This window comes from Burkholderia sp. 572 (assembly GCF_040545135.1).
Classification (GTDB): Bacteria; Pseudomonadota; Gammaproteobacteria; order Burkholderiales; family Burkholderiaceae; genus Burkholderia; species Burkholderia cepacia.
On record NZ_JBEPLH010000010.1, the window covers coordinates 264,723 to 287,930 of the forward strand.

At 67.6% G+C, this 23,208-nt stretch carries 24 protein-coding genes, 1 tRNA gene and 1 pseudogene; 13 read left to right on the forward strand and 13 right to left on the reverse strand.

What is annotated here, in order from left to right; genetic code table 11:
- Positions 1–85: 85 nt before the first annotated feature.
- From lptF to ABIC51_RS20935, 3 genes are read left to right on the forward strand one after another with little or no spacing between them, the layout of a single operon-like run.
- Positions 86–1,177 (forward strand): LPS export ABC transporter permease LptF, encoded by a 1,092-nt coding sequence (gene lptF / locus ABIC51_RS20925; protein ID WP_175898227.1) that lies wholly within the window; start codon positions 86–88, stop codon positions 1,175–1,177.
- 3 nt (positions 1,178–1,180) lie between these two features.
- Complete coding sequence (gene lptG, locus ABIC51_RS20930) at positions 1,181–2,329, forward strand: LPS export ABC transporter permease LptG (protein ID WP_027786712.1); 1,149 nt, start codon at positions 1,181–1,183, stop codon at positions 2,327–2,329.
- 27 nt (positions 2,330–2,356) lie between these two features.
- Entirely contained in the window at positions 2,357–2,740 is a 384-nt protein-coding gene (locus ABIC51_RS20935; protein ID WP_048022584.1) for a sirohydrochlorin chelatase, read from the forward strand.
- 103 nt (positions 2,741–2,843) lie between these two features.
- Here ABIC51_RS20935 and cobA read toward each other — a convergent pair whose 3' ends face one another.
- From cobA to ABIC51_RS20965, 6 genes are all read right to left on the reverse strand, one after another.
- Positions 2,844–3,593 carry a uroporphyrinogen-III C-methyltransferase gene (gene cobA, locus ABIC51_RS20940; protein WP_027786710.1) on the reverse strand — a complete coding sequence of 250 codons (750 nt, stop codon included), beginning with the start codon at positions 3,591–3,593 and terminating at the stop codon, positions 2,844–2,846.
- Positions 3,594–3,679: 86 nt separating this feature from the next.
- The gene (locus tag ABIC51_RS20945; protein WP_027786709.1) at positions 3,680–4,996 is read right to left on the reverse strand and encodes a sulfate adenylyltransferase subunit 1; all 1,317 of its coding nucleotides are present in this window, start codon (positions 4,994–4,996) and stop codon (positions 3,680–3,682) included.
- 22 nt (positions 4,997–5,018) lie between these two features.
- On the reverse strand, positions 5,019–5,981 hold the full coding sequence (gene cysD, locus ABIC51_RS20950; protein WP_027786708.1) for a sulfate adenylyltransferase subunit CysD: 963 nt from the start codon (positions 5,979–5,981) through the stop codon (positions 5,019–5,021).
- Between the two features lie 76 nt (positions 5,982–6,057).
- Complete coding sequence (locus tag ABIC51_RS20955) at positions 6,058–6,807, reverse strand: phosphoadenylyl-sulfate reductase (protein WP_027786707.1); 750 nt, start codon at positions 6,805–6,807, stop codon at positions 6,058–6,060.
- Positions 6,804–7,355: a DUF934 domain-containing protein gene (locus ABIC51_RS20960; RefSeq protein WP_027786706.1), complete on the reverse strand. Its 552-nt coding sequence runs from the start codon at positions 7,353–7,355 to the stop codon at positions 6,804–6,806. The genes ABIC51_RS20955 and ABIC51_RS20960 overlap by 4 nt, the downstream gene beginning before the upstream one ends.
- A gap of 25 nt (positions 7,356–7,380) precedes the next feature.
- Positions 7,381–9,060 (reverse strand): nitrite/sulfite reductase, encoded by a 1,680-nt coding sequence (locus tag ABIC51_RS20965; protein ID WP_027786705.1) that lies wholly within the window; start codon positions 9,058–9,060, stop codon positions 7,381–7,383.
- A 214-nt stretch (positions 9,061–9,274) separates the two neighbouring features.
- Here ABIC51_RS20965 and ABIC51_RS20970 point away from each other — a divergent pair, with 214 nt between their 5' ends.
- The 4 genes from ABIC51_RS20970 (at position 9,275) to ABIC51_RS20985 (ending at position 11,940) form a co-directional block, all read left to right on the forward strand.
- Positions 9,275–10,216: a CysB family HTH-type transcriptional regulator gene (locus tag ABIC51_RS20970; RefSeq protein WP_014896306.1), complete on the forward strand. Its 942-nt coding sequence runs from the start codon at positions 9,275–9,277 to the stop codon at positions 10,214–10,216.
- A gap of 70 nt (positions 10,217–10,286) precedes the next feature.
- Entirely contained in the window at positions 10,287–11,444 is a 1,158-nt protein-coding gene (locus ABIC51_RS20975; RefSeq protein ID WP_175898226.1) for an ABC transporter substrate-binding protein, read from the forward strand.
- Positions 11,445–11,540: 96 nt separating this feature from the next.
- Positions 11,541–11,625: transfer RNA gene (locus tag ABIC51_RS20980), tRNA-Leu, on the forward strand.
- Positions 11,626–11,772: 147 nt separating this feature from the next.
- A complete protein-coding gene (locus ABIC51_RS20985; RefSeq protein ID WP_175898218.1) occupies positions 11,773–11,940 on the forward strand; it encodes a hypothetical protein in 168 nt (55 codons plus the stop codon).
- A 36-nt stretch (positions 11,941–11,976) separates the two neighbouring features.
- Here ABIC51_RS20985 and ABIC51_RS20990 read toward each other — a convergent pair whose 3' ends face one another.
- Positions 11,977–12,879, reverse strand: a complete 903-nt coding sequence (locus ABIC51_RS20990; RefSeq protein WP_027786691.1) for a LysR family transcriptional regulator — start codon at positions 12,877–12,879, stop codon at positions 11,977–11,979.
- Positions 12,880–12,996: 117 nt separating this feature from the next.
- On the opposite strand from ABIC51_RS20990, the gene ABIC51_RS20995 reads away from it, so the two are divergent.
- Together ABIC51_RS20995 and ABIC51_RS21000 are read left to right on the forward strand one after the other, a co-directional pair.
- Positions 12,997–13,734 (forward strand): SDR family oxidoreductase, encoded by a 738-nt coding sequence (locus ABIC51_RS20995; RefSeq protein WP_060206978.1) that lies wholly within the window; start codon positions 12,997–12,999, stop codon positions 13,732–13,734.
- A gap of 39 nt (positions 13,735–13,773) precedes the next feature.
- A complete protein-coding gene (locus ABIC51_RS21000) occupies positions 13,774–14,673 on the forward strand; it encodes an SDR family oxidoreductase (protein ID WP_119336926.1) in 900 nt (299 codons plus the stop codon).
- 37 nt (positions 14,674–14,710) lie between these two features.
- Here the strand turns inward: ABIC51_RS21000 and ABIC51_RS21005 are convergent.
- Positions 14,711–15,601 (reverse strand): annotated as a pseudogene (locus tag ABIC51_RS21005) (alpha/beta fold hydrolase).
- 106 nt (positions 15,602–15,707) lie between these two features.
- Between ABIC51_RS21005 and ABIC51_RS21010 the strand changes: the two are divergent.
- Positions 15,708–16,604: a LysR family transcriptional regulator gene (locus ABIC51_RS21010; protein WP_175898217.1), complete on the forward strand. Its 897-nt coding sequence runs from the start codon at positions 15,708–15,710 to the stop codon at positions 16,602–16,604.
- 38 nt (positions 16,605–16,642) lie between these two features.
- On the opposite strand, the gene ABIC51_RS21015 is transcribed toward ABIC51_RS21010, so the two are convergent.
- The 4 genes from ABIC51_RS21015 to copC all read right to left on the reverse strand — a co-directional run bounded on the left by ABIC51_RS21015 (position 16,643) and on the right by copC (position 19,686).
- Positions 16,643–17,590, reverse strand: coding sequence for a LysR family transcriptional regulator (locus ABIC51_RS21015; RefSeq protein WP_060195209.1), 948 nt, complete (start codon positions 17,588–17,590; stop codon positions 16,643–16,645).
- A gap of 199 nt (positions 17,591–17,789) precedes the next feature.
- On the reverse strand, positions 17,790–18,563 hold the full coding sequence (locus tag ABIC51_RS21020; protein ID WP_021160770.1) for an SDR family oxidoreductase: 774 nt from the start codon (positions 18,561–18,563) through the stop codon (positions 17,790–17,792).
- A 179-nt stretch (positions 18,564–18,742) separates the two neighbouring features.
- Positions 18,743–19,243 carry a DinB family protein gene (locus tag ABIC51_RS21025; RefSeq protein WP_027786684.1) on the reverse strand — a complete coding sequence of 167 codons (501 nt, stop codon included), beginning with the start codon at positions 19,241–19,243 and terminating at the stop codon, positions 18,743–18,745.
- A 68-nt stretch (positions 19,244–19,311) separates the two neighbouring features.
- Complete coding sequence (gene copC, locus ABIC51_RS21030; RefSeq protein WP_146253563.1) at positions 19,312–19,686, reverse strand: copper homeostasis periplasmic binding protein CopC; 375 nt, start codon at positions 19,684–19,686, stop codon at positions 19,312–19,314.
- Between the two features lie 114 nt (positions 19,687–19,800).
- On the opposite strand from copC, the gene ABIC51_RS21035 reads away from it, so the two are divergent.
- Positions 19,801–20,517, forward strand: a complete 717-nt coding sequence (locus ABIC51_RS21035; RefSeq protein WP_027786682.1) for a pseudouridine synthase — start codon at positions 19,801–19,803, stop codon at positions 20,515–20,517.
- A gap of 105 nt (positions 20,518–20,622) precedes the next feature.
- The gene (locus ABIC51_RS21040; RefSeq protein ID WP_027786681.1) at positions 20,623–20,811 is read left to right on the forward strand and encodes a hypothetical protein; all 189 of its coding nucleotides are present in this window, start codon (positions 20,623–20,625) and stop codon (positions 20,809–20,811) included.
- Here the strand turns inward: ABIC51_RS21040 and ABIC51_RS21045 are convergent.
- A complete protein-coding gene (locus ABIC51_RS21045; RefSeq protein ID WP_059686585.1) occupies positions 20,794–21,831 on the reverse strand; it encodes an NAD-dependent epimerase/dehydratase family protein in 1,038 nt (345 codons plus the stop codon). The genes ABIC51_RS21040 and ABIC51_RS21045 overlap by 18 nt on opposite strands.
- 107 nt (positions 21,832–21,938) lie before the next feature.
- On the opposite strand from ABIC51_RS21045, the gene ABIC51_RS21050 reads away from it, so the two are divergent.
- Positions 21,939–22,970 carry a CDP-6-deoxy-delta-3,4-glucoseen reductase gene (locus tag ABIC51_RS21050; RefSeq protein ID WP_021160764.1) on the forward strand — a complete coding sequence of 344 codons (1,032 nt, stop codon included), beginning with the start codon at positions 21,939–21,941 and terminating at the stop codon, positions 22,968–22,970.
- The last annotated feature ends 238 nt before the right edge of the window (positions 22,971–23,208 follow it).

A 23,208-nucleotide genomic window follows, 5' to 3' on the forward strand; every position in this document is an offset into this window, starting at 1 on the left:
AAGCCGCAATTATCCGCTATTTTTCCCGTGGCGGCGCGAGCGCTCCGCTACGCGTGCGCAGCCTCCCGCCCTCTTCTCATCAAGAATGATCTTCGAACGCTCCCTCCAGCGCGAGCTTGCGTATACGGCTGGCGCCGTGTTCATGGTGCTGCTCACGATCATGCTCACGACGATGATGATCCGCATCGTCGGTTACGCCGCGTCCGGTGAAATCGATCCGCGGGACGTCCTCGTGCTGATCGGCCTCACCGTGATCGGCTACCTCGCCGTGATGCTCGTCGTCACGCTGTTCGTGTCGATCCTGTTCGTGCTGACCCGGTGGTACCGGGACTCCGAAATGGTCGTGTGGCTCGCATCGGGCGTAAGCCTCACGCGCCTCATCAAGCCGATCGGCGTGTTCGCCACGCCGATCATCCTGCTGATCGCCTTCTTCGCGTTCGTCGGCTGGCCGTGGTCGAACCAGCAAAGCAAGATGATCAAGGCACGCTTCCAGCAACGCGACGAGATCTCGCTGCTCGCGCCGGGCCAGTTCCGCGAGTCGGCCACGAACCACCGCGTGTTCTTCATCGAGAAGATGACGCCCGACCAGAGCAAGGTGCAGAACGTGTTCGTCACGTCGACCGAGAACGGCAAGGTCAACGTGGTCGTATCGCAGACGGGTCACACGGAAACGCGCGACGGCAGCCGCTTCGTCGTCCTGGAAGACGGCCGCCGCTACGACGGCACGCCCGGCCAGCCGAACTTCAAGATCATGGAGTTCGAGCGCTACGGCGTGAAGATCACGAGCACGCCGGTCACCAACGTGCCGACCACGAACAGCACGCCGACACCGGACCTGCTGCGCAACCCGACGCGCGACAACCTCGCGGAATTCGCGTGGCGCGCGGGGCTGCCGCTGATCGCGATCAACCTGCTGGTGCTCGGCATTCCGCTGTCGTACCAGAACCCGCGCCGCAGCCGCACGATCAACCTCGTGATGGCCGTGCTGATCTACCTCACGTACTCGAACCTGCTGAACGTCGTGCAGGCGCAGATCGAGCAGGGCAAGATGTCGTTCGGCGTCGGCCTGGTCGGCCTGCACCTCGTCGTCGCCGTGATCGTCGCGTTCATCTTCTGGTTGCGCGTGCGCAATCGTCCGCTGTTTACACGCGCGCTGTTCGGCCGCTCGGGAGCATGATCGATGCGGCTCTATGAAAAGTACTTCGCGCGACAGATCTACGTCACGTTCGTCTTCATCCTGTTCGCGTTCTCGGGCCTGTTCTTCTTCTTCGACCTGATCAGCGAACTGAACTCGGTCGGGCACGGCAACTACAAGTTCGGCTACGCGGTGCTGCGCGTCGCGCTGCAGACCCCGTCGCGCTTCTACGAGATCATCCCGGTCGCCGCGCTGATCAGCGCGATCTACGTGTTCGCGCAGATGGCCGCGAACTCGGAATTCACGATCTTCCGCGTGTCGGGTCTCGCGACCAACCAGGCGCTGCGCTCGCTGCTGAAGATCGGCATTCCGCTCGTGATCGTCACCTACCTGATCGGCGAATTCGTCGGCCCGTACGCCGATCAGCTGTCCGAGCGCGTGCGGCTGCAGGCGCTCGGCGCATCGGTATCGTCGAACTTCCAGTCGGGCGTGTGGGTGAAGGACACGCTCGCGGCCCGCGAAAACGGCGAGCAGGTCACGCGTTTCGTCAACGTCGGCAGCCTGTCGCCCGACTCGACGATCAGCAACGTGCGCATCTACGAATTCGACTCGAAATTCCAGCTGCAGAACGTACGGATCGCGCAAACGGGACGCTACGAGCCGCCCGGCCACTGGCTGCTGAAGGGCGTCTCCGAAACCGAGCTGACGCCGATCAAGCCGATCAGCGGCCAGCCGGCCGACGCGCTCAACCCGGTGTACCGGTCGCAGCAGGTATCGCTGCCCGAATACCGGCTGCGTTCGGACCTGACGCCGCAGATCCTGTCGGTGCTGCTCGTGTCGCCGGAGCGCATGTCGCTCATCAACCTGTTCCGCTACATCCAGCACTTGCGCGAGAACCAGCAGGACACGCAGCGCTACGACATCGCACTGTGGCGCAAGCTGCTGTATCCGTTCGCCGTGTTCGTGATGCTCGTGCTGTCGCTGCCGTTCGCTTACCTGCACACGCGGGCTGGCGTGGTCGGCGTGAAGGTGTTCGGCGGCATCATGCTCGGCATGAGCTTCCAGCTCCTCAACACGCTGTTCTCGCACATCGGCACGCTGAACACGTGGCCCGCGCCGCTCACTGCCGCGACGCCGGGCCTGATCTATCTCGCGCTCGGCCTGTTCGCGCTCAAGTGGGTCGACCGGCACTGAGCGCCGCGTCACGACGGAGGCTTCGACATGAGTTCGCACGGCATCGTCCTGTTTGGCCACGGCGCCCGCGACCCGCGCTGGGCCGAGCCGTTCGAGCGGCTCGCCGCGCGGCTGCGCGGCGCCGCCTCCCCCGCGGCCCACGTGTCGCTCGCGTTCCTCGAACTGATGACGCCGACGCTCGGTGACGCGGTCGCCGCGCAGGTTGCGGCCGGCTGCTCGCACATCACCGTGGTGCCCGTGTTCTTCGGCCAGGGCGGCCATGTCCGCCGCGATCTGCCGCAACTCGTCGATGCGTGCCGCGCCGCGCATCCGGGCATCGAGATCCGTTGCGCGACGGCCGTCGGCGAAGACGACGGCGTGCTCGACGCGATCGCGCGCTACTGCATCGACCAGATCGACGGCAACGCGTAAGCCGCGCGGTTAGCGGTTAGCGTGCACAAAAAAAGCGCCGGCTTGATGAAGCCGGCGCTTTTTTGTTTCGGACTGCGGCGGGATCCCGCTCAGGCCGCCCCGCTCAGGCCGCATTTCGCAGCGAATCGCCCTCTTTCGCCTGTCCGGCGCGCTCGGCGAACGCATCGCCGATCATCAGCAGGCTCGGTTCCGCGGGATCGAGCCACGCCTGCGCGTCGCCCGCCGCCATCTGCGCGAGCGTCAGCGTCAGCGTGCGCTCGCGCGCGGTGCTGCACGCCTCGACGATCGCCACGGGCGTCGCCGGCGCACGGCCTGCGTCGATCAGCTCCTGCGCGATGCCGGGCGCGCTGTCGCGGCCCATGTAGTACACGATCGAATCGGCGCGCGCGGCTTCGCGGATCTCGTCGCTGCCCGGCGCGCGGCTGTGCGTCGCGAACGCGACGCTGCGCGACACGCCGCGCAGCGTCAGCGAACGCTTCAGCGTCGCCGCGCCGGCCAGTGCCGCGGTGATGCCCGGCACGACCTCGTAGTCGATGCCGGCCGCTTCCAGCGCGCGCATCTCCTCTTCGGCACGACCGAACAGCATCGGGTCACCGCCCTTGAGCCGCACGACGCACGCGTGCTCGCGCGCCGCATCGACGATCTGCTTGTTGATGAAGTGCTGCGCGGTCGAGCGCTGCCCGCAGCGCTTGCCGACCGCGATCCGGTGCGCGTTCGGCGCGTAGTCGAGCATCGCGGGCTCGACGAGCGCGTCGTGCAGCACGACGTCCGCCTGCGCGAGCAGCCGCGCGCCGCGCACCGTGATGAGGTCCGCCGCGCCCGGCCCTGCTCCGATCAGATACACCTTGCCCATGTTTGTCGCTTCGCTTCGTCCGTGCGGACGTTTGCATACGGCCCGCGCCGCCGTGCGGCGGCGCGGTTTGCCGCGCAGATTGACGATTACGCCGAGAACGCCCGGATCATGCCCGCGGCGACCGTGTGATGCGTTGCCTCGTCGATCAGCACGAACGCGCCGGTACCCGGATGCGCGTCATACGTGTCGCAGACGATCGGCTTCTGCAGCGTCAGCGCGACACGGCCGATGTCGTTCATCTTCAGGTCGTGACGGTCGGTCGCATGCGACAGCGTGTGCACGTCGAGCACCTGCTTGACGCCGCCGATCTTCGCGAACACCGTGCTGGTGGTCTGCTTCAGCAGGTACTTGCGCTGCGGCGACAGCGGCGTCTCGTCGAACCAGCACAGATCGGCTTCGAGCTTCTTCGCCGGTGCAACCGGCTCGCCGGAGGTGACGAACATGTCGCCGCGCGACACGTCGACGTCTTCCGCGAGGCGGATCGTCACGGTCTGGCCCGCGAACGCGTGCGCGACCGACGCGGTGCCGCCCGGCACCGGCGCGACGATCTCGGCGACCGTTGCCGTGCGGTTCGACGGCAACACGGCGATCTCGTCACCGACCTTCACTTCGCCCGACTCGATACGGCCCATGTAGCCGCGGAAATCGTCGGCCGAGCTGCCGTCCTGGCGCGCAACCCACTGCACCGGGAAGCGCAGCGCGTCATGCGCCTGCGTCTCGACCGACAGCGATTCGAGCACGTCGAGCAGCGGTTCGCCCGCGTACCACGGCATGCGTTCGCTCGCGCCGACGATGTTGTCGCCCTTCAGCGCCGACACCGGCACGAAGCGCACGTCGGTGAGGCCGAGCTGCTTCGCCAGCGTGACGTACGCGTCGCGGATCTCGTTGAAGCGCGCTTCGCTGTAGTCGACGAGGTCCATCTTGTTGATCGCGACGATCACGTGCTGCAGCGCGAGCAGCTTGACGATCGCGCTGTGACGCTTGGTCTGCGGCAGCAGGTCGGCGACACCGTTCTCGACCGTCACGCGCGTCGCGTCGATCAGGATGATCGCCGCGTGCGCGGTCGATGCGCCCGTCACCATGTTGCGCGTGTACTGCTCGTGGCCCGGCGTATCGGCGATGATGAACTTGCGCTTCGCGGTCGCGAAGTAGCGGTACGCGACGTCGATCGTGATGCCCTGCTCGCGCTCGGCTTCGAGACCGTCGGTCAGGAGCGCGAGGTCGAGCTCGTCGCCGACCGTGCGCTTGTTCTTCGCGCGCGACAGCGCGGACAGCTGGTCGGACAGCACGGCCTTGCTGTCGTACAGCAGGCGGCCGATCAGCGTGCTCTTGCCGTCGTCGACGCTGCCTGCGGTGATGAAGCGCAACACGCCGAGGTCTTCGGTGTTCTCGATGATGCTCATGATGTGAATGTCCTCGTGTGCTTCAGAAATAACCTTGCTTCTTGCGCTGTTCCATCGCGGCCTCGGAGGCCTGGTCGTCCATCCGGGTCGCGCCGCGCTCGGTGATCTCGGTCACCGCCGTCTCGGCGATGATCTTCTCGACGTCATCCGCGTCGCTCTCGACCGGGCACGTGCAGCTGATGTCGCCCACGGTACGGAAGCGCACCTGCGCGAGCTCGCTCGTCTCGCCGTCACGCATCGGCGTGAGCGGCGTGACCGGCACGAGCAGGCCGTTGCGGCGCACGATCTCGCGCTGGTGCGCGTAGTAGATCGACGGCAGTTCGAGGTTCTCGCGCGCGATATACTGCCACACGTCGAGTTCCGTCCAGTTCGAGATCGGGAACACGCGCAGGTGCTCGCCGTTGTGCAGGCGGGCGTTGTACAGGCTCCACAGTTCCGGGCGCTGCGCCTTCGGGTCCCACTGGCCGAATTCGTCGCGGAACGAGAAGATCCGTTCCTTCGCGCGTGCCTTCTCTTCGTCGCGGCGCGCACCGCCGATCAGCGCCGTATAGCCGTGCTGTTCGATCGTCTCGAGCAGCGTGACGGCCTGTGCGGCGTTGCGCGAATCGGTTTCGCGGCGCAGCACGACCGTGCCGCGCTTGATCGAATCCTCGACGTGACCGACGACCAGCTCGGCGCCGAGTTCTTTCGCGCGGCGATCGCGGAAGTCGATCACTTCTTCGTAGTTGTGGCCCGTGTCGATGTGCACGAGCGGGAACGGCAGCGTCGTCTTGCGGTTCGCGCCGAGGCCGAACGCCTTCAGTGCCAGATGCAGCACGACGACCGAATCCTTGCCGCCCGAGAACAACAGCGCCGGCTTGCTGCATTCGGCGACCAGTTCGCGCAGGATGTGGATCGACTCGGCTTCGAGCCAGTCGAGGTGGCCCATGCGCTTGTCGGCACCGGCGGGCGGGGCAAAGGCGGATTGCTCGAGCGTCGTGCTCATGATTTCAGTCCTTCTCTTCTGGGTTCGTGCCGCCCGCTGTCGCGGGCGGCGCAATATTCAGTTTCTTGTCAGGCTTTCAGTGCGTGGCGCCGGCAACGGCGTCCGCGGGAATCGGCGTGATCGTGATGTGCAGGCCGCATTCCTTCGTGTCGCGCGACTCCCACCACCAGCGGCCCGCGCGGCTGTCCTCGCCGGGGCGGATCGCCCGCGTACAGGGCTCGCAGCCGATGCTCGGATAGCCGCGCGCATGCAGCGGGTTCACCGGCACGTCAAACGCGTTAAGGTACGCCCACACGTCGCTTTCCGTCCAGTCGGCGAGCGGGTTGTACTTCGCGATCCCGCGCGCTTCGTCCTGCTCTTCCTCGTGCAGCTCGGCACGCGTGACCGACTGCTCGCGGCGCTGGCCCGTGACCCATGCCCCGACGTCGGCCAGCGCGCGATTCAGCGGCTCGACCTTGCGGATGTGGCAGCACGACTTGCGCAGCTCGACGCTTTCGTAGAACGCGTTCAGGCCGTGCTCGGCGACGTACTGGTCGACCGCGTCCTGCTGCGGGTGAAACTGCTCGATCTCGTAGCCGTAGCGCTCGCGCACGCGGTCGATCATGCCGAGCGTTTCCGCGTGCAGGCGGCCCGTGTTCAGCGAGAAGATGCCGATCCGGACGCCCTTCGACAGGATCGCGTGCGTCAGCAGCATGTCTTCCGCCGCGAGACTGCTCGCGAACTTCACCTTCTCGTGACGCGCACCGATCTGCGCGAGCAGCGCGTCGAGGCGCTCGACCTTCGCGGCGAGTTCCGGGCTCAGCGCGGTGGCGGCGGCGGTGCTCATGCGCCCACCTTCGCTTGCGCCACGCCGGCCGCCGCGGCACGGCGGCGGAACAGCGGTTCGGGCTGGTCGAACGCGCCCTGATAACGCTGCGTGAATTCCGTGAACGCGTTCAGCGCGTCGTGGATGTCCTTGTCGGCGCGCACCGCGAATGCGTCGAAGCCGCAACGCGACATGTACAGCAACTGGTCGCGCAGCACGTCGCCGATCGCGCGCAGTTCGCCCGTCCAGCCGTGGCGCTCGCGCAGCAGGCGCGCGATGCTGTAGCCGCGACCGTCCGCGAAGCGCGGGAAGTCGACGGCGACCAGCGAAATCGCGCCGAAGTCGGCCACGAGATCGGCCGGCTCGCTGTCCGGTGCGAGCCACACGCCGAGCTCGTCCTTCGTCTTCGCGGCGACGAGCGCCGCGCGCTCGGCTTGCCACAACGCGAACGGCACCAGCACCTTGCCGGCCGGCAACGCGTCGACCGCGGGCAGTGCACCGTCTTCCGCCGCGCGCACGACCTGCCATGCATCGTCGATCACTGCGCGGTTCTTGATAATCGAAGCCATCTGCTAATTCCTTCTACCCGGTTGGTTACGCGTTCACTGCCTGGCGCGCCGCATACACGCGCTCCTTGAACGGCGCGATGCCGATGCGGTCGTACGTGTCAACGAAGCGCTCGCCGTCGACGCGCGATTCGACGAACGTGTCGATCAGCTTCGCGATCACGTCGGGCACTTCCTCCGCCGAGAACGACGGCCCGATCACGCGGCCGAGGCGCGCGCCGTTGCGGCCCGTGCCCTGCTCGCCGCCGAGCGACACCTGGTACCACTCGGCGCCGTCCTTGTCGACGCCGAGGATGCCGATGTTGCCGACGTGGTGGTGACCGCACGAGTTCATGCAACCGGAAATGTTCAGCGACAGGTCGCCGAGGTCGTACACGTAGTCCAGATCGTCGAAACGCTGCTGGATCGCCAGCGCGATCGGGATCGACTTCGCGTTCGCGAGCGAGCAGAAGTCGCCGCCCGGGCACGCGATGATGTCGGTCAGCAGGCCGATGTTCGGCGTCGCAAAACCGGCCGCCTTCGCCTTTTCCCAGACCTCGAACAGGTCGCGCTTTTTCACGTTCGCGAGAATCAGGTTCTGCTCGTGCGACACGCGCAGCTCGCCGAACGAATAGGCGTCGGCCCAGTCGGCCACCAGGTCCATCTGCTGGTCGGTCGCATCGCCCGGCGCGATGCGGTGATCCTTCAGCGACAGCGTGACGGCGGCATAGCCGGCCACCTTGTGCGGTGCGACGTTACGCTCGACCCAGCGCGCGAACGCCTTGTTCTCGAGCAGGTGCTGTTCGAACGATGCATCGGTATCGGCCAGCTTCTCGTAGACGGGCGGCTGGAAGTACTGCGACACGCGATCGACTTCCGCCTGCGTGAGCGTCGACGGGCCGTCCTTCAGGTGCTGCCACTCTTCCTCGACCTGCTGCGCGAACTTCGCGGGCGACAGCGCCTTCACGAGGATCTTGATGCGCGCCTTGTACAGGTTGTCGCGGCGGCCGTAGCGGTTGTACACGCGCAGCACGGCTTCGCAGTAGGTCAGCAGGTGCTGCCACGGCAGGTCTTCCTTGATCACCGCGCCGATGATCGGCGTACGGCCGAGGCCGCCGCCCGCGAGGATGCTCGCGACCACTTCGCCCTGCGCGTTCTTCTTCAGGTACACGCCGAGGTCGTGAATCTGCACGGCCGCGCGGTCGTCCTTCGAGCCCGACACCGCGATCTTGAACTTGCGCGGCAGCCACGCGAATTCGGGATGGAACGTCGACCACTGGCGCAGGATTTCCGACCACGGGCGCGGATCGATCTCTTCGTCCTGGGCGACGCCGGCGAACTGGTCGGCCGTGATGTTGCGGATGCAGTTGCCCGACGTCTGGATGCCGTGCATCTGCACCGACGCGAGCTTCGCGAGGATCTCGGGCGTTTCCTCGAGCTGGATCCAGTTGAACTGGATGTTCGAGCGGGTCGAGAAGTGGCCGTAGCCGCGGTCGTGTTCGCGGGCGATGCGCGCCAGCATCCGGAGCTGGTCGCTGCGCAGGTTGCCGTACGGAATCGCGATGCGGTGCATGTACGCGTGGCGCTGCATGTACAGGCCGTTCTGCAGGCGCAGCGGACGAAATTCTTCTTCGCTCAACTCGCCCGACAGCCGGCGGCGCACCTGATCGCGGTACTGCGCGACACGCTCGTCGACGATCGTCTGGTCGTATTGGTCGTACTGATACATTCGGGGACCCCAGGGTTTTCGTGGTGACCGCGCGACGTCCTAGCCACGTCGCGCCCGAATCTCCGTTCCGCCGTCACCGCCCCCAACCGCTGGCGGCTGGATTGCTAATGACGAAAACAGATATCCATATTTGAAAAACTCCGGTGAATCGTAATAAACTCGCCTTATATTTCAAACGACTAAAAAATTCTGTTGATATGCGGAAGGGTTATAAATGAACCTGCACCAATTTCGCTTCGTGCGCGAGGCCGTCCGGCAGAATTTCAACCTCACCGAGGCCGCCAAGGCGCTCTACACGTCGCAACCGGGGGTATCGAAGGCGATCATCGAGCTCGAGGACGAGCTCGGCGTGGAGATCTTCACGCGGCACGGCAAGCGCGTGCGCTCGCTCACCGAGCCGGGCAGGATCATCCTCGCGTCGGTCGAGCGGATTCTTCAGGAGGTTGAAAGCCTTAAAAGGGTCGGGAAAGATTACGCTGCACAGGATCAGGGCAACCTGACCATCGCCGCGACCCACACGCAGGCCCGCTACTCGCTGCCGGCCGCGATCGCCGAATTCAAGAAGCGCTTTCCGAAGGTGCACCTGTCGATCCTGCAAGGCAGCCCGACGCAGGTAGCCGAGATGGTGATCCACGACCAGGCCGATCTCGCGATCGCGACCGAGGCGATCTCCGACTACAAGGAGCTCGTGTCGCTGCCCTGCTTCCAGTGGCATCACGCGGCCGTCGTGCCGGCCGACCACCCGTTGCTCGAACGCAAGCCGGTCACGCTCGACGATCTCGCCCAGTACCCGTTGATCACGTACGACGACGCGTTCGCGGGCCGCAAGAAGATCAACCATGCGTTCGCGCTGCGCGGGCTGTCGCCGGACATCGTGCTCGAGGCGATCGACGCCGACGTGATCAAGACCTACGTCGAGCTCGGCCTGGGCGTCGGGATCATGGCCGACATCGCGTTCAATCCCGAGCGCGACCGCAACCTGCGGCTGATCCCGGTCGGCCACCTGTTCGGCAGCAACGTGACGCGTGTCGCGCTCAAGCAGGGCGCCTACCTGCGCAGCTATGTGTATACGCTCGTCGAACTGCTGTCGCCGACGCTGAACCGCAAGCTGATCGAACAGGCGCTCAAGGGCGAATCCGAATCGTACGAGCTTTGACCGGCCTGTATAAACACAGGGGCGCGAATCTGAACCGCGCCCCTTTTCGTTGCCCGACGGAGAATCCCGCATGACGCTTCCCGCCCTGTTGCGCCGCGCCGCCGCCGGCGCGCTCGCGCTCGCCTGTGCCGCCGCCCATGCCGACCTGAAGGTCGGCGTCGACCTGTCGTCGACCGGCCCGGCCGCCGCGATCGGCATCACGAGCAAGAACGCCATCCTGATGTGGCCGAAGACGATCGCCGGGGAGCCGGTGCAGGTGACGGTGCTCGACGATGCATCCGACCCGGGCACCGCGGTGCGCAACATCCGCAAGCTGGTCGACGAGGATCACGTCGACGTCGTGGTCGGGCCGAACATCACGCCGGCCGCACTCGCGGCGCTCGACGCGGTCGCGGCCGGGCAGACGCCGATGATCACGCTGGTCGGCTCCGGCGCGATCGTCGAGCCGCAGGAAGGCGCGCGGACCTGGGCGTTCAAGATGGCGCAGAGCGACCGCGCGATGGCCGACGTGATGACGCGCTACATGGCCAACCACGGCGTGAAGACGGTCGGTTTCATCGGCTTCGCGGACAGCTACGGCGACAGCTGGCTGAACGAGTTCACGCGCTTCGCGGACCTGCGCAAGATCCGCGTCGTCGCGACCGAGCGCTACAACCGCACCGACGCGAGCGTCACGGGTCAGGCATTAAAGCTGATCGCGGCGAAACCCGACGCGATCCTGATCGCGGGCTCGGGCACGCCGGCCGTGCTGCCGCAGCGCACGCTGATCGAGCGCGGCTACAAGGGCCCGGTCTACCAGACGCACGGGATCGCGACGCCGGAATTCATCAAGCTCGGCGGCAAGGACGTCGACGGGACGCTGTTCCCGACCCAGCCGGTGGTCGTCGCGCGCACGCTGCCGGCCGATCATCCGGCCCGCAAGGCCGCGCTCGCGTTCGTCGACGCGTACGAGGCGAAATACGGCGCCGGCACGGTCACGCAGTTCGCGGGCGACGCGGCGGGCGTGTACCCGCGCCTTGCCGATGCGGTCGGCCGCGCGCTGAAGGCCGCTCAGCCCGGCACGCCCGCGTTCCGTGCGGCGCTGCGGCGCGAACTGGAACGCGCGCACGAGCTCGTCGTGCCGAACGGCGTCGTCAATACCAGCGACAAGGATCATGTGGGGCTCGATCAGCGCGCGAGCGTGATGGGGATCGTCAAGCAGGGCCAGTTCGTCTACCTGAGCCAGTGACGTGCACGACCGGCACCGGGGCAGCTTGCCCGGCGCCGGGATTTCGGACATAATCCGCGTTTCGCCGCGCACAATCGCATGCGCGGCCAGGATCAAGCCCAGGTGGTGAAATTGGTAGACGCAGGGGACTCAAAATCCCCCGCCGCAAGGCGTGCCGGTTCGATTCCGGCCCTGGGCACCAGTATTTCGCAGCGTCGTGCGCTGCATCTGTCGAAACCCGCGCAAGCTCGCCGCTTCGCGGGTTTTTTGTTTTTGCCGCACGCGCCGCAACGCGTACCCTCGCACAACAGTCCAAGCATCATGAGGATGCGCGGCACGGAGGCACGCCATGTCCATGCGCACGATTTCATCCCCGCTCCGCCGCCGCGTGCTCGCCGTGGCGCTCGTGTTCGTGCTGGGCGGATGCGACGTCCTGACCGCGCCGCCGGTGCCTGACTGGCCGGGCCCGCACGCACCGTATCCGTTCCCGGACAACATCCCGCATCGCACCGAATGAAGCGCCGGCCGTCCTGCCGCCGGCCGCGTCTCGCGCTCAGGCCATCAGTTCGCGAACGAAGTCGAGAAACACCCTCACCTTCGCCGAGACGAGGTTTGACGCATGGTGATACGCGTAGAGCGGAAACGTCTCGTCCGCCCATTCCGGCAACAGCAGCACCAGCCGCCCTTCAGCCAGGATGTCCCGCGCATAGAGTTCCAGCAATTGCGCAATCCCCGCGCCGCCCAGGCACGCACCGAGCAGCATGCCCGTATCGTTGACCATCAGCCGGCCGGCGGCATCGAACGGCACCACTTCCTTGCCGCGATGGAATTCCCATTCGAACGGCCGCCCCGTCACCGGGTCGCGGATCAGCACGCAACGGTGCCCGTCCGCGAGGTCGCGCGGATGCCGCGGTTCGCCATGACGCGCGACATAGGCTGTCGACGCGCAGGTGAGCACGCGCGTTTCCAGCAGCAGCCGCGCACGATACGACGATGGTTCCGGAATGCCGAATCGCACGGCCACGTCGAACCCGTCGGCGACGAGGTCGCCCATCCGGTCGCGCACGCTGATCTCGACGGACAGGTCGGGGAAGCGCTCGAGAAACCCGGCCATCTTCGGCGCCAGCACGTAGTGGCCGAAGGTCGCGTCGACATTGACGCGCAGCCGCCCCCTGACACGCGCCTTCGACTGGCCGGCGTCGATCGCCGCCTCCTCGATGCCGGCCAGCAGCGGCGCGACCGCCTCATAGAAACGCCGGCCCTCGTCGGTCAGCGTGATCGCGCGCGCCGTGCGGTTGAAGATCCGGATGCCGACGCGCTCTTCCAGCCGGGCGACGGCACGGCTCACCGCCGGCTGCGTCAATCCCATCGCTTCGCCGGCCCGCGCGAAGGTGCCGGCCTCGATCACCGCCGAAAGTACGCCGATCCCGCTCAAAAGCCTGCTGTCGAATGCCATAAGACATACTTTTAGTCATTCTTGATCTTCTCATTATTCATTATTTTTATTGACCGAGGAAGCCTACATTAGTCCTGTCGCCGGATCGCTCGGCACTCACGAACCAAGGAGCAGGACATGAGCACATCGGAACAGGTCGCCCTCGTCACGGGTTCATCGCGCGGCATCGGCGCGGAAATCGCGCGCCAGCTCGCCCGGGACGGCTTCCGGGTCATCGTCAACTATGCCGGGAGCGCCGGCCCGGCCCGCGAAGTGGTCGACGCGATCGTCGCCGACGGCGGCCATGCCGTCGCGGTGCAGGCGAACGTCGCCGACCCGGCGGCCGTGGCCGCGCTGTTCGACGCCGCGCAAGCTGCATTCGGCGGCGTGGATGTCGTGGTCAATTCCGCGGGCGTGATGAAGCTGGCGACCATCGCCGACTGCGACGATGCGCTCTTCGACGAAACGATCGCCACCAACGTGAAAGGCACGTTCAACGTATGCCGCGAAGCGGCCAGGCGGGTGCGCGACGGGGGACGCATCATCAACCTGTCGACCAGCGTGATCGGCATGCGCATGCCGACTTACGGCGTGTACGTCGCCAGCAAGGCGGCAGTCGAAAGCCTGACGCAGGTGCTCGCGCAGGAAATGCGCGGGCGCGGCGTCCGCGTGAATGCCGTCGCGCCAGGACCGGTCGCGACCGAGTTGTTCCTGCAGGGCAAGAGCCCCGAACTCGTCGATCGGCTCGCGAAGCTGAACCCGCTCGAGCGGCTCGGCCAGCCCGACGACATCGCGCGCGTCGTCGCATTCCTCGCCGGCCCCGACGGCGCGTGGATCAACGGCCAGATCCTGCGCGCCAACGGCGGCATGTGCTGACGGGCCGCCCGCGTCGCCCCCGCTTACCGGAGATCGATCATGAAGGAAGTCATTCTCGTCACGGGTGCGTCCAGCGGCTTCGGCCTGCTGACGGCCCAGGCGCTCGCCCGCGCCGGCCATACCGTCTACGCGTCGATGCGCGAAAGCACCGGCCGCAACGCGCCGCGCGTCGCCGCCATTGCCGCCTACGCGCAGGAGCACGGGGTCGACCTGCGCACCGTCGAGCTCGACGTCGGCGACGACGCGTCCGTCGGTGCCGCCATCGATCGCGTGATCGCGGACAACGGCCGCCTGGACATCATCGTCCACAATGCCGGCCACATGGTGTTCGGTGCGGCCGAAGCGTTCACGCCCGAGCAGATCGCCCAGCTCTACGACATCAACGTCGTGTCGACCCAGCGCGTCAACCGCGCGGCGCTGCCGCACCTGCGCCGTCAGGGCCGCGGCTTGCTCGTCTGGGTGTCGTCGTCGTCCGCACGCGGCGGTACGCCGCCGTTTCTTGCCCCTTACTTCGCCGCGAAGGCCGCAATGGACTCGCTCGCGGTGTCCTATGCCGCCGAACTCGCCCGCTGGGGTATCGAGACGTCGATCGTCGTGCCGGGCGCCTTCACCCAGGGCACGAATCACTTCGCCCACGCGGGCAAGCCGGCCGATGCGGCCGTGCAGGCCGCCTACGACGACGGCCCCTATGCGGGCGTCGCCGGGCAGGCACTGCAAGGCCTCGCCGCGCTCGAACCGGCAGACGCCGATGCCGGCACCGTCGCGACGGCGATTGCCGACATCGTCGCCGCACCCGCCGGCAAGCGTCCGTACCGCGTATTCGTCGATCCGTCGCAGGACGGCGCGGAGGAAGTGTTCCGCGTCGGCGATCGCGTCCGCCGCGAGATGTTCAGGAACATCGGCCTCGCCGACCTGCTGGCCGCCCGCGTCGGCAGTTGATCCGGTGCGTGCCCGGCGCCGGGCGCGGCGGCACGCATCAGCGCGGCTCGCAGAACCCGAGGATCGCTTCCGCAACCGCCGCCGGCGCCTCGCGCTGCGGAAAGTGGCCGACGCCGTCCAGCACCTACCGCGCGTAGCGGCCCGTGAAGAAGCGCTCACGCCCGGCCGAGCTGTCCGGATGATTGCAGGTATCCGCGCCGCCGTGCAGCACCAGCGTCGGCAATGCCAGCACCGGCGCGGGATTCAGGCGCGCATCGTCACCGGCATGGGCCGGCGTGCCCGGCGCGAATCCCCACCGATGCCGATAGGAATGCAGGACGACGTCGATCCAGTCGGGCCCGTCGAACGCGTCTGCCGCCGCCTCGAAATCGCCGTCGCGATACCAGCCCGGTGGCGACCACGTGTCCCACATCAGACGGGCAAACGCGCGGCGATCGTCGCGCAACGCCTGCTCGCCGCGCGGCGTCGCCATGAACCAGTGATACCAGTAATTGCGCGCCTGCTGCAGCGACAGCGGCTGCCCGGGGTCGTTGGTGCCGTATCCGACCGACAGCATCACGAGATGCGATGCGGCGTCATCGCGCAGCCCGCACGCGTTCGCGGCCGCCCGGGCGCCCCAGTCGTGCCCGACCAGCACGGGCCGCTCGATACCGAGTGCATCGACGAAGTCGAGCACATCTCGTCCGAGCGCCGCGAGCTGGCCGCTGCGCGGCACCGATGCGTCGCGAAAGCGCGTGGGCGCAAAGCCGCGCAGCGCGGGCGCGAGCACGCGGTAGCCGCGCGCGGCAAGGGTCGCCGCCACGGCGTCCCAGCCGATCGGGCTGTCCGGCCAGCCGTGCAGCAGTACCGCCACGCGCTCGCCGCGCGGGTTCCATTCGAGATAGGCAATATCCAGCGACGCGGTCGTCGCATGCGCGTAGGTCGTCATCGTGCACTCCGTTGGGTCGATCCGAGTGCACGATGGTAGGCCGGCCGTTCATCACGATTCGCGGAGTATCATTGTTCACTCTCCGCGTATTGTGTTGAATCGAACCATGGAACCGCTGACCGATCCCGCGTCGACCGCGCTCGACATCACGCTGCTGCGCACCTTCCTCGAAGTCGTCGACAGCCGCGGGTTCGCGCCGGCCGCGGAACGACTTGCGTTGACACCGTCGGCGGTCAGCGGCCACATCAAGCGGCTCGAACAGGCGGCCGGCACGGTGCTGCTCGCGCGCACCACGCGCCGCATCGCGCTCACGCCGGCCGGCGACACGCTGTACGCGTACGCGCGCAACATCGTCGACATGGAGCGCGAAGTGCGCGCGAGGCTGCGCGGCGCGCCGGCGCACGGGCCGCTGCGGGTCGGCGCGTCGGAGGATTTCGCGGGCGCGTGGCTGCCGCACGTGCTGCGCACGTTTCGCGACCGCCACCCGCGCACGTCGATCGAACTGAAGGTCGGCATCACCGCGTCGCTGCTGCGCGAGCAGACGCTCGGCCGGCTCGACGTCGTGTTCGGCAAGCAGTGCCGGCAGGTCGACACGCCGGGCGAACTGCTGTGGGAAGAGCCGCTCGTGTGGGCGTTCGCGTCGGATCGCACGCTCGACGCCGAAGGTGAGGTGCCGCTCGCGCTGTTTCCGCAGCCGTGCGTTTATCGCGAAGCCGCCGTCGCGGCACTCGCCGCCGCGCTGCGCCCGTTTCGCGTGCTGTTCGAGAGCGGCAGCATGGCCGGCTGCGTGTCCGCCGCGCTCGCCGGCTTCGCGGTCACCGCGCTGGCGCGCAGCCAGCTGCGCGACGGCTTGCGCGAATGCGGGCCGCAAGACGGTCTGCCGGCGTTGCCGGCCGCACGCTTCTACGCGTTCGCGGCAAAACCGGACGGCGCGGGGGCGGCGTTGATCGATGCGGTGCGGGATACCGGGCGCAACCGGCGGTTCGCGGCGCCGCCCGGCTGAACCCGGCGCGGCGGCACGCGACGCGAACCGCGCGCCGGTCAGTCGCCCTCTCCGTCCTCCCGGCCCTCTCCGCCCTCGCCACCTCTCGTCAGCGCGCTCGCCATCAGCTCGCCGAACCACTCGACGAATGCATTGAGCCGGCGCGAACGATGGCGCCGGTGCGGATACACGGCCGACACGTCCATCGGCGCGGCCCGATGGCCCGGCATCACCTCGACCAGCGCCCCGCTGTCGAGCAGATGCTCGACATCGAAGCGCGGAATCTGGATCAGCCCCATCCCGGCGATGCAGCTGGCGATATAGGTTTCGGCGTTGTTGACGATCACGCGGCTCGGCAGCGTGAGGGTGTACCGCTGGCCGTCCGAGCAGTATTCCCAGTCGAGTTCACGCCCGGTCGTCGGCGACGCATAGCCGATCGCCCAGTGTCCGTGCGCGAGCGCGTCCGGATGCTCGGGCACGCCGCATTCGCGCAGGTAGTCGGGGCTCGCGCAGTTGATCAGCGTGAACTGCCCGAGCGGCCGCACGACGAGACTGCTGTCCGCGAGCCGCCCGACGCGGATCGCGCAGTCGACACCCTCCTGCACCAGGTCGATCGACCGATCCGTCGAGCCGAGCGACAGTTGCAGCTTCGGGTAACGGCGAAACAGCGACGGCAGCGCGGGCGCCACCATGCGGCGCGCGATCCGGCTCGGCACGTCGACGTTCAGCCGGCCGATCACGTCGCGGTCGCGGCGGCGGAACAGGCGGTCGAGTTCGTCGGCTTCCGCGAGCAGGCGCCGGCCGCGTTCGAGCAGCAACGCGCCGTCGGCCGTCAGCTGCACCTGGCGCGTCGTGCGATGCAGGAGGCGCGTGCCGAGCCCCGTCTCGAGCTGCTGGACGGCCGCCGACACGGTCGCGCGCGGCACGTCGAGCGCGTGCGCGGCCTTGATGAAGCTGCCCATCTCGGCAACCTGCAGGAAGATTCTGACCTGATCCAGCTTGTCCATCGGCGGGGAGCATAGGTTCGGAAGCGCGTCGCCGCCGGATGTCGCGCGTCGCGGCAAGATCCGGCGGCACAGAAAAACGGGCGCGCAGCCGCGAGGCCGCGCGCCCGTCCATTGTCCACGCAAACGCGCCATTGCGGTGCACGCCGCACCCCGCGACGTCCGCCGAAGCGGCGCGTTGCCCGAACGATTACTTGGTCGATTACTTGGTCGTATAGCCGCCGTTGATCAGGATCGTCTGGCCCGTGATCCACCAGCCGTCGGTGACGAGATGGCGAATGAACGGCACGACGTCCTCGATGTCGGTCAGGCCCGTCTTGCTGAACGGCGACAGCGCGGCCGCCGTCTTGTGATACGCGACCGCATCGGCGCCCTCGGCCGGATAGAAGAACGGCGTGTCCATCGGACCCGGCCCGACGGCCGTCACCGAGATCCCGCGCGCGCCGTATTCCTTCGACGCCGCACGCGTGAAATGCTCGACCGGCGCCTTCGATCCTTCGTACGCCGCATAGAATGGCGTGAACGCGCCGAGCAGCGACGTCACGAGCGTGACGAGCTTGCCGTGATCCTCGAGGTGCCGCCCCGCTTCCTTGATGAAGAAGAACGCCGACTTGCTGTTGACCGCGAACATCTCGTCGTACTCGGCCTCGCTGATCTCGGTGAACGGCTTCTTCAGCACCTTGCCGACCGTGTTGATCGCGATGTCGATCTTGCCGAAGCGCTGTTTCGCGTCGTCGAACAGCTTCTCGACCGCGGCGGCCGTCGTCAGGTCGCCCTGGAACGTGGCAGCCTCCGCGCCGGCCGCGCGCACCGCGGCGGCCGTCTCCTCGGCCTGTGCCTGCGATGCGGCGCTGTTGTAGTGAATTGCCACTGCCTTCGCGCCGTGGCTCGCCAAATCCCGGGCGATCAGGCCGCCGAGATTCTTTGCGCCGCCGGCGATCAGGACGACCTTGTCTGCGAGCGTATGAATTGCCACGGTGGACTCCTTTTCTCGATGAACGAATCCTGGAGTGTAGGCACGCGCGACGCACCGGTCAGCCGGTCGCGGCTGGATGGATTATCCAGAAAATCGATCCAATCGCCGAAAGGTAATGTGGCCTGCCGCACCGACAAGATTTCCGGAATCACCGATCGATTCCGCGGATGCCGGCCGGCTCAGCGCGCGTACAGCGCCGCGTCGATCTTGCCGAGCAGCCATTGCATGCCGGCCAGATGCTGCTGGTCGTGGCTGCACAGGTAGTGGACGAGCCCGCGCACGGTCAGCGAGCCGTAACCGTCGAACGCCCCGGTGCGTGCGAGCTGCTCGGGCGTGAGGCGCGACACGAGGTCCAGCGTCTCGCGCCGTGCTTCGCGGATCGCCGCGAGCACGTCGGACGCATACGCGTCGTTGTAGCGGCGCTCGATCGCGAGCGCGTCGCCATCGATCGACACGAGCAGCGGCCGGTCTTCCTCGAGCATCCGCCGCAGCCGCACGTGATAACCGTCGGTCTCGATGTCGCGCACGTGGCAGAGCTGTCCGAGCGGCGAAAAGTGCTCGCTCGGGATTCCGGCCCAATCGTCGGGCGTCCAGCGCGCGTAGCCGTCGGGGACGGCCGCGAAATGAGCTTCGAGCTGACGGGGAAAATCGGCAAGTGCGTCGAGCGTCGTCGGATTCATGCGGGACTCCCTGTCGAATGGAGGCGACGGCAGCCCTGGCACGGGCCTGCCGCCGCCGTTGCGTCACGTCACTTCACGCTGAAGCCGTACGCGCCCTGCGTGCGGTGCCCGTCGGTCGCGACGGCTACCCATTTCACCGTATAGGCGCCCGTGCCGACCGCCGTGAGCGGCACCGTCATCCGCTTGCGGTTCGACGCGTCGACGCGCGCACGGCCGTCCGACACCGTCTTGCCGTTGCCGTCGACGACGACGATCGAGCTGAACGCCGGCTCCAGCGGCTCGGTGAAGTCGATCGTGACGGCAGCCGGTGCGGCGGCCACCGCCGCGCCCGCCGCCGGGTCGCTCTTCGCGAGATGCGCGTGCGCGAACGCAACCGACGAGACGGTTGCGGCGAGGATGACGGCGGCAGCCTTGCGGCCGAACGGGAACGAAGCGAAAGGCATGGACTTTCCGTGAAGAATGAACGGGCGCCGCGCCCCGCGCGGCGTACCGGCAGCTTACCAGCGCATGCGGGTTCACGCCGGCCGCGCGCCGCCGCTTGATAGAATGCGCGCGCTATGGATCTCGAAAGCATTCTCTACACCCAGGGCTTCGGCTCGCGCCGCCAGTGCCGCGGCCTGATCGAAGCGGGCCGCGTCAGCGTGGCGGGCGCGCGCGCGGCCGACCCCGACGCCGCGTTCGATACCGACGGCCTTGTGTTCTCGGTCGACGATACGGCGTGGCCGTTCCACGCGCGCGCGTATCTCGCGCTCAACAAGCCGGCCGGCTACGAGTGTTCGCGCGATCCGCAACACCACGCGAGCGTGTTCAGCCTGCTGCCCGCACCGCTCGTCGCGCGCGGCGTGCAGTGCGTCGGACGTCTCGACCAGGACACGACGGGCCTGCTGCTGCTGTCGGACGACGGCCAGTTCGTGCACGCGTACACGTCGCCGAAGCGCAAGGTGCCGAAGACCTATGTGGCGACCGTGCGCCACCCGCTCGACGATGCGCAGCTGAATGCGCTGCGCACCGGCGTGCAGCTGCACGGCGAGCCGAAGCCGATCGCGGCGGTCGCCGCCGACGCGCGCGCACCGCACGCGCTCGCGCTGACCGTCCTCGAAGGCAAGTATCACCAGGTCAAGCGCATGGTCGCGGCGGCGAGCAATCGCGTCGAAGCGCTGCATCGCGAAAGCATCGGCGGCTTCGCGCTGCCGGGCGATCTCGCACCGGGTGCGTGGCGCTGGCTCGATGACGCCGACCTTTCAGCGCTGCGCAATTCCGTCGAAACCCTGTAAGGGAAAATCCGCACGACCGTTCGACGTCCGGCCGCATCCCTGCCGCATGTTCCCCCGCTATACTGAAATGACAAGCTGTACGAGCAGCGATGCAGGGGAGACATCATGAACATCAACCATACTTTCGAACTGTCGTACATGATGATCGCGTTCGCGGTCATCGGTGTCATCGTGATCGGCGGCCTGCTGGCCGCGATGCACCTGAAGCACAAATATCATCCGAACCTGATTGGCGCGCTGATCGGCGCGCTGTTGTGCTTCCTTCTGATCGAGGCATTACCGGCGCTGACCTGACGCGCTGCCCGGCGCGAGCGTTTGAAGGAAATCGTCTACGGTCGGATACCGCAACGTCACGCACAATTCGGCCTTGAGCCGTGCGTTGGACAGGCGCCGCGACTCGCGCATGAACGACAGCAGGGTCGGCTCGAGCTGACGCTCGGCGTCCGCGCGGCTGACGCGTGGCGGCCTCGGCAGGCCCAGCGCCTGCGCGACCCGGTCGAAATACTCCCCCATCCGCAGTTCGCTGTCGTCCGACGCGTGCACGGCGCGCGCCGGCTTGCCGCGTTCGGCCGCGCGGCGCAGGATCGCCGCGAGATCGTCCGCGTGGATGTGGTTCGTGTAGACGTCGTCGGCCGGCTCGAGTGCCGGCGTGCCGCGCTCGAGCCGTGCGACCGGCAGGCGGTTCGCCGCGTAGATGCCCGGAATGCGCACGATGCGCGCGGACAGCACGCCGCGCACCGTCGCCGCGCGCAGTTGCCGCTCGGCCGACACGCGTCGGAACGCGCGCGGATTCGCGGGACGCAAGGGCTGCGTCTCGTCGATGCGCGCGCCGCCGCAGTCGCCGTATACGCCCGTCGTGCTCGCGTAGACGAGCCTCGGCGCGCGAAGGCCGTCGGGTACAATACGCGCTCCCCGAACGGGTGCGCCGGCCTGCCGTGCAGCGGTGCGCAGCGTTCGGAGCCGGCCGACCGCCGGTGCCGGCGGAGTCGATGGACGACGCGCGGGCACGGTCGTTGCGGCGATCAGCGCACGCGTGCGCCGGTCGTCGCGGCCGTCGGATTGCGGCGGCGCGAGATGCAGGATCGTGCGGGCCAGACCCGCGAGGCGGCCGAGCGTCGCCCGGCGATCGAGGTCGCCGACGATCGGCGTCGCGCCCGCGGCACGCAGTTCGTCGCGGCGGGCCGGGTGGCTCGTCAGCGCGAAGATCCGCAGGTTGCGATGCGTGTCGCGCCATTGCGCAACGCAGCGCATGCCGACGTCGCCGCAGCCGACGATCAATGCGCGCGGCCGGCGCAGGATTCGAGTCGCGATCATGTTGGTTGCGAAATCAGTAGCCACCGTTGCGCGACGCGCAACGGGCTTGCATTGTAGCTGCCGTGCTCGACATGCACGGTCCCCACATTTTGTTCTAGTTTGGTTCTATGGCATTCAACGTCACTCTCAAGCAAAGCGGCCGGCAATTCCAGGTCGAGTCGGATGAAACCGTGCTGGCGGCTGCGCTGCGCCAGAACGTCCATCTGCCGTACGGCTGCAAGAACGGCGCGTGCGGCTCCTGCAAGGGCCAGATCGTGTCGGGCCAGATCGAACAGGGCCCGCACGCCGCGTCGGCGCTGTCCAACGACGAGCGCACGCGCGGCCTCGCGCTGCTGTGCTGCTCGAAGGCGCAGTGCGATCTCGAAATCGATGTGCGCGAAATCGCCGGCGTCGACGGCGTGCAGGTCAAGAAGCTGCCGTGCCGGATCGCCGCGCTCGAACGCAAGGCCGACGACGTGATGGTCGTGAAGCTGCAGTTGCCCGCCAACGAACGCCTGCAGTATCTCGCGGGCCAGTACGTCGAGTTCATCCTGAAGGACGGCTCGCGCCGCAGCTACTCGATGGCGAACGCGCCGCACGAGGAAGGCCCGATCGAGCTGCACATCCGCCACATGCCGGGCGGCAAGTTCACCGATCACGTGTTCGGCGCGATGAAGGAGCGCGACATCCTGCGCTTCGAGGGCCCGCTCGGCACGTTCTTCCTGCGCGAGGATTCCGACAAGCCGATCGTGCTGCTCGCATCGGGTACGGGCTTCGCACCGATCAAGGCGATCATCGAGCACGTGAAGCACACGGGCATCACGCGCCCGATGACGCTCTACTGGGGCGCGCGCCGCAAGAAGGACATCTACCTCGACGAGCTCGCCGAGCAGTGGGCACGCGAGATCCCGAATTTCAAGTACGTGCCGGTGCTCTCCGAGCCGGACGCCGGCGACCAGTGGACGGGCCGCACCGGCTTCGTCCATCGCGCGGTGATCGAGGATCTGCCCGACCTGTCGGGCTACCAGGTGTACGCGTGCGGCGCGCCGGTGATGGTCGAATCCGCGCAACGCGACTTCACGCAGCACCACGCGCTGCCGGCCGACGAGTTCTACGCCGACTCGTTCACGAGCGCCGCCGATCTCGCGCATCCGGTCTGACACCCGCGCACCCGCGTCCCGCGTTGCGCACCGCGATGTCACATCCGTGGCATCGCGGCGGTTTACAGTGAGGCGCGGGATGCCTTATGCTTGCGCACATGAACTGCTTCCTGTCCGCCCTTCGACGTCGCCGCTCGCCGCTCCGCCCGGATGCCGCAGGCTCGTCACGGACTCGCGCGTAACCCCCACACCGCCTCACCGGTTACGCACAAGCTGTTCGACCCACCAGCCACGGCCT

What these genes read in the sequence shown, in the direction of transcription:
- ABIC51_RS21045 (WP_059686585.1), bottom strand. Translation starts at nt 21,831, where the DNA reads ATGATCGCGACTCGAATCCTGCGCCGGCCGCGCGCATTGATCGTCGGC.
- ABIC51_RS20985 (WP_175898218.1), top strand. Translation starts at nt 11,773, where the DNA reads ATGTCCATGCGCACGATTTCATCCCCGCTCCGCCGCCGCGTGCTCGCC.
- ABIC51_RS20970 (WP_014896306.1), top strand. Translation starts at nt 9,275, where the DNA reads ATGAACCTGCACCAATTTCGCTTCGTGCGCGAGGCCGTCCGGCAGAAT.
- ABIC51_RS21000 (WP_119336926.1), top strand. Translation starts at nt 13,774, where the DNA reads ATGAAGGAAGTCATTCTCGTCACGGGTGCGTCCAGCGGCTTCGGCCTG.
- ABIC51_RS20935 (WP_048022584.1), top strand. Translation starts at nt 2,357, where the DNA reads ATGAGTTCGCACGGCATCGTCCTGTTTGGCCACGGCGCCCGCGACCCG.
- ABIC51_RS21015 (WP_060195209.1), bottom strand. Translation starts at nt 17,590, where the DNA reads ATGGACAAGCTGGATCAGGTCAGAATCTTCCTGCAGGTTGCCGAGATG.
- copC (WP_146253563.1), bottom strand. Translation starts at nt 19,686, where the DNA reads ATGCCTTTCGCTTCGTTCCCGTTCGGCCGCAAGGCTGCCGCCGTCATC.
- lptG (WP_027786712.1), top strand. Translation starts at nt 1,181, where the DNA reads ATGCGGCTCTATGAAAAGTACTTCGCGCGACAGATCTACGTCACGTTC.
- ABIC51_RS21035 (WP_027786682.1), top strand. Translation starts at nt 19,801, where the DNA reads ATGGATCTCGAAAGCATTCTCTACACCCAGGGCTTCGGCTCGCGCCGC.
- ABIC51_RS20945 (WP_027786709.1), bottom strand. Translation starts at nt 4,996, where the DNA reads ATGAGCATCATCGAGAACACCGAAGACCTCGGCGTGTTGCGCTTCATC.
- ABIC51_RS20990 (WP_027786691.1), bottom strand. Translation starts at nt 12,879, where the DNA reads ATGGCATTCGACAGCAGGCTTTTGAGCGGGATCGGCGTACTTTCGGCG.
- ABIC51_RS20975 (WP_175898226.1), top strand. Translation starts at nt 10,287, where the DNA reads ATGACGCTTCCCGCCCTGTTGCGCCGCGCCGCCGCCGGCGCGCTCGCG.
- lptF (WP_175898227.1), top strand. Translation starts at nt 86, where the DNA reads ATGATCTTCGAACGCTCCCTCCAGCGCGAGCTTGCGTATACGGCTGGC.
- ABIC51_RS21025 (WP_027786684.1), bottom strand. Translation starts at nt 19,243, where the DNA reads ATGAATCCGACGACGCTCGACGCACTTGCCGATTTTCCCCGTCAGCTC.
- ABIC51_RS20995 (WP_060206978.1), top strand. Translation starts at nt 12,997, where the DNA reads ATGAGCACATCGGAACAGGTCGCCCTCGTCACGGGTTCATCGCGCGGC.
- ABIC51_RS20960 (WP_027786706.1), bottom strand. Translation starts at nt 7,355, where the DNA reads ATGGCTTCGATTATCAAGAACCGCGCAGTGATCGACGATGCATGGCAG.
- cobA (WP_027786710.1), bottom strand. Translation starts at nt 3,593, where the DNA reads ATGGGCAAGGTGTATCTGATCGGAGCAGGGCCGGGCGCGGCGGACCTC.
- ABIC51_RS21040 (WP_027786681.1), top strand. Translation starts at nt 20,623, where the DNA reads ATGAACATCAACCATACTTTCGAACTGTCGTACATGATGATCGCGTTC.
- ABIC51_RS20955 (WP_027786707.1), bottom strand. Translation starts at nt 6,807, where the DNA reads ATGAGCACCGCCGCCGCCACCGCGCTGAGCCCGGAACTCGCCGCGAAG.
- ABIC51_RS21050 (WP_021160764.1), top strand. Translation starts at nt 21,939, where the DNA reads ATGGCATTCAACGTCACTCTCAAGCAAAGCGGCCGGCAATTCCAGGTC.
- ABIC51_RS21010 (WP_175898217.1), top strand. Translation starts at nt 15,708, where the DNA reads ATGGAACCGCTGACCGATCCCGCGTCGACCGCGCTCGACATCACGCTG.
- cysD (WP_027786708.1), bottom strand. Translation starts at nt 5,981, where the DNA reads ATGAGCACGACGCTCGAGCAATCCGCCTTTGCCCCGCCCGCCGGTGCC.
- ABIC51_RS20965 (WP_027786705.1), bottom strand. Translation starts at nt 9,060, where the DNA reads ATGTATCAGTACGACCAATACGACCAGACGATCGTCGACGAGCGTGTC.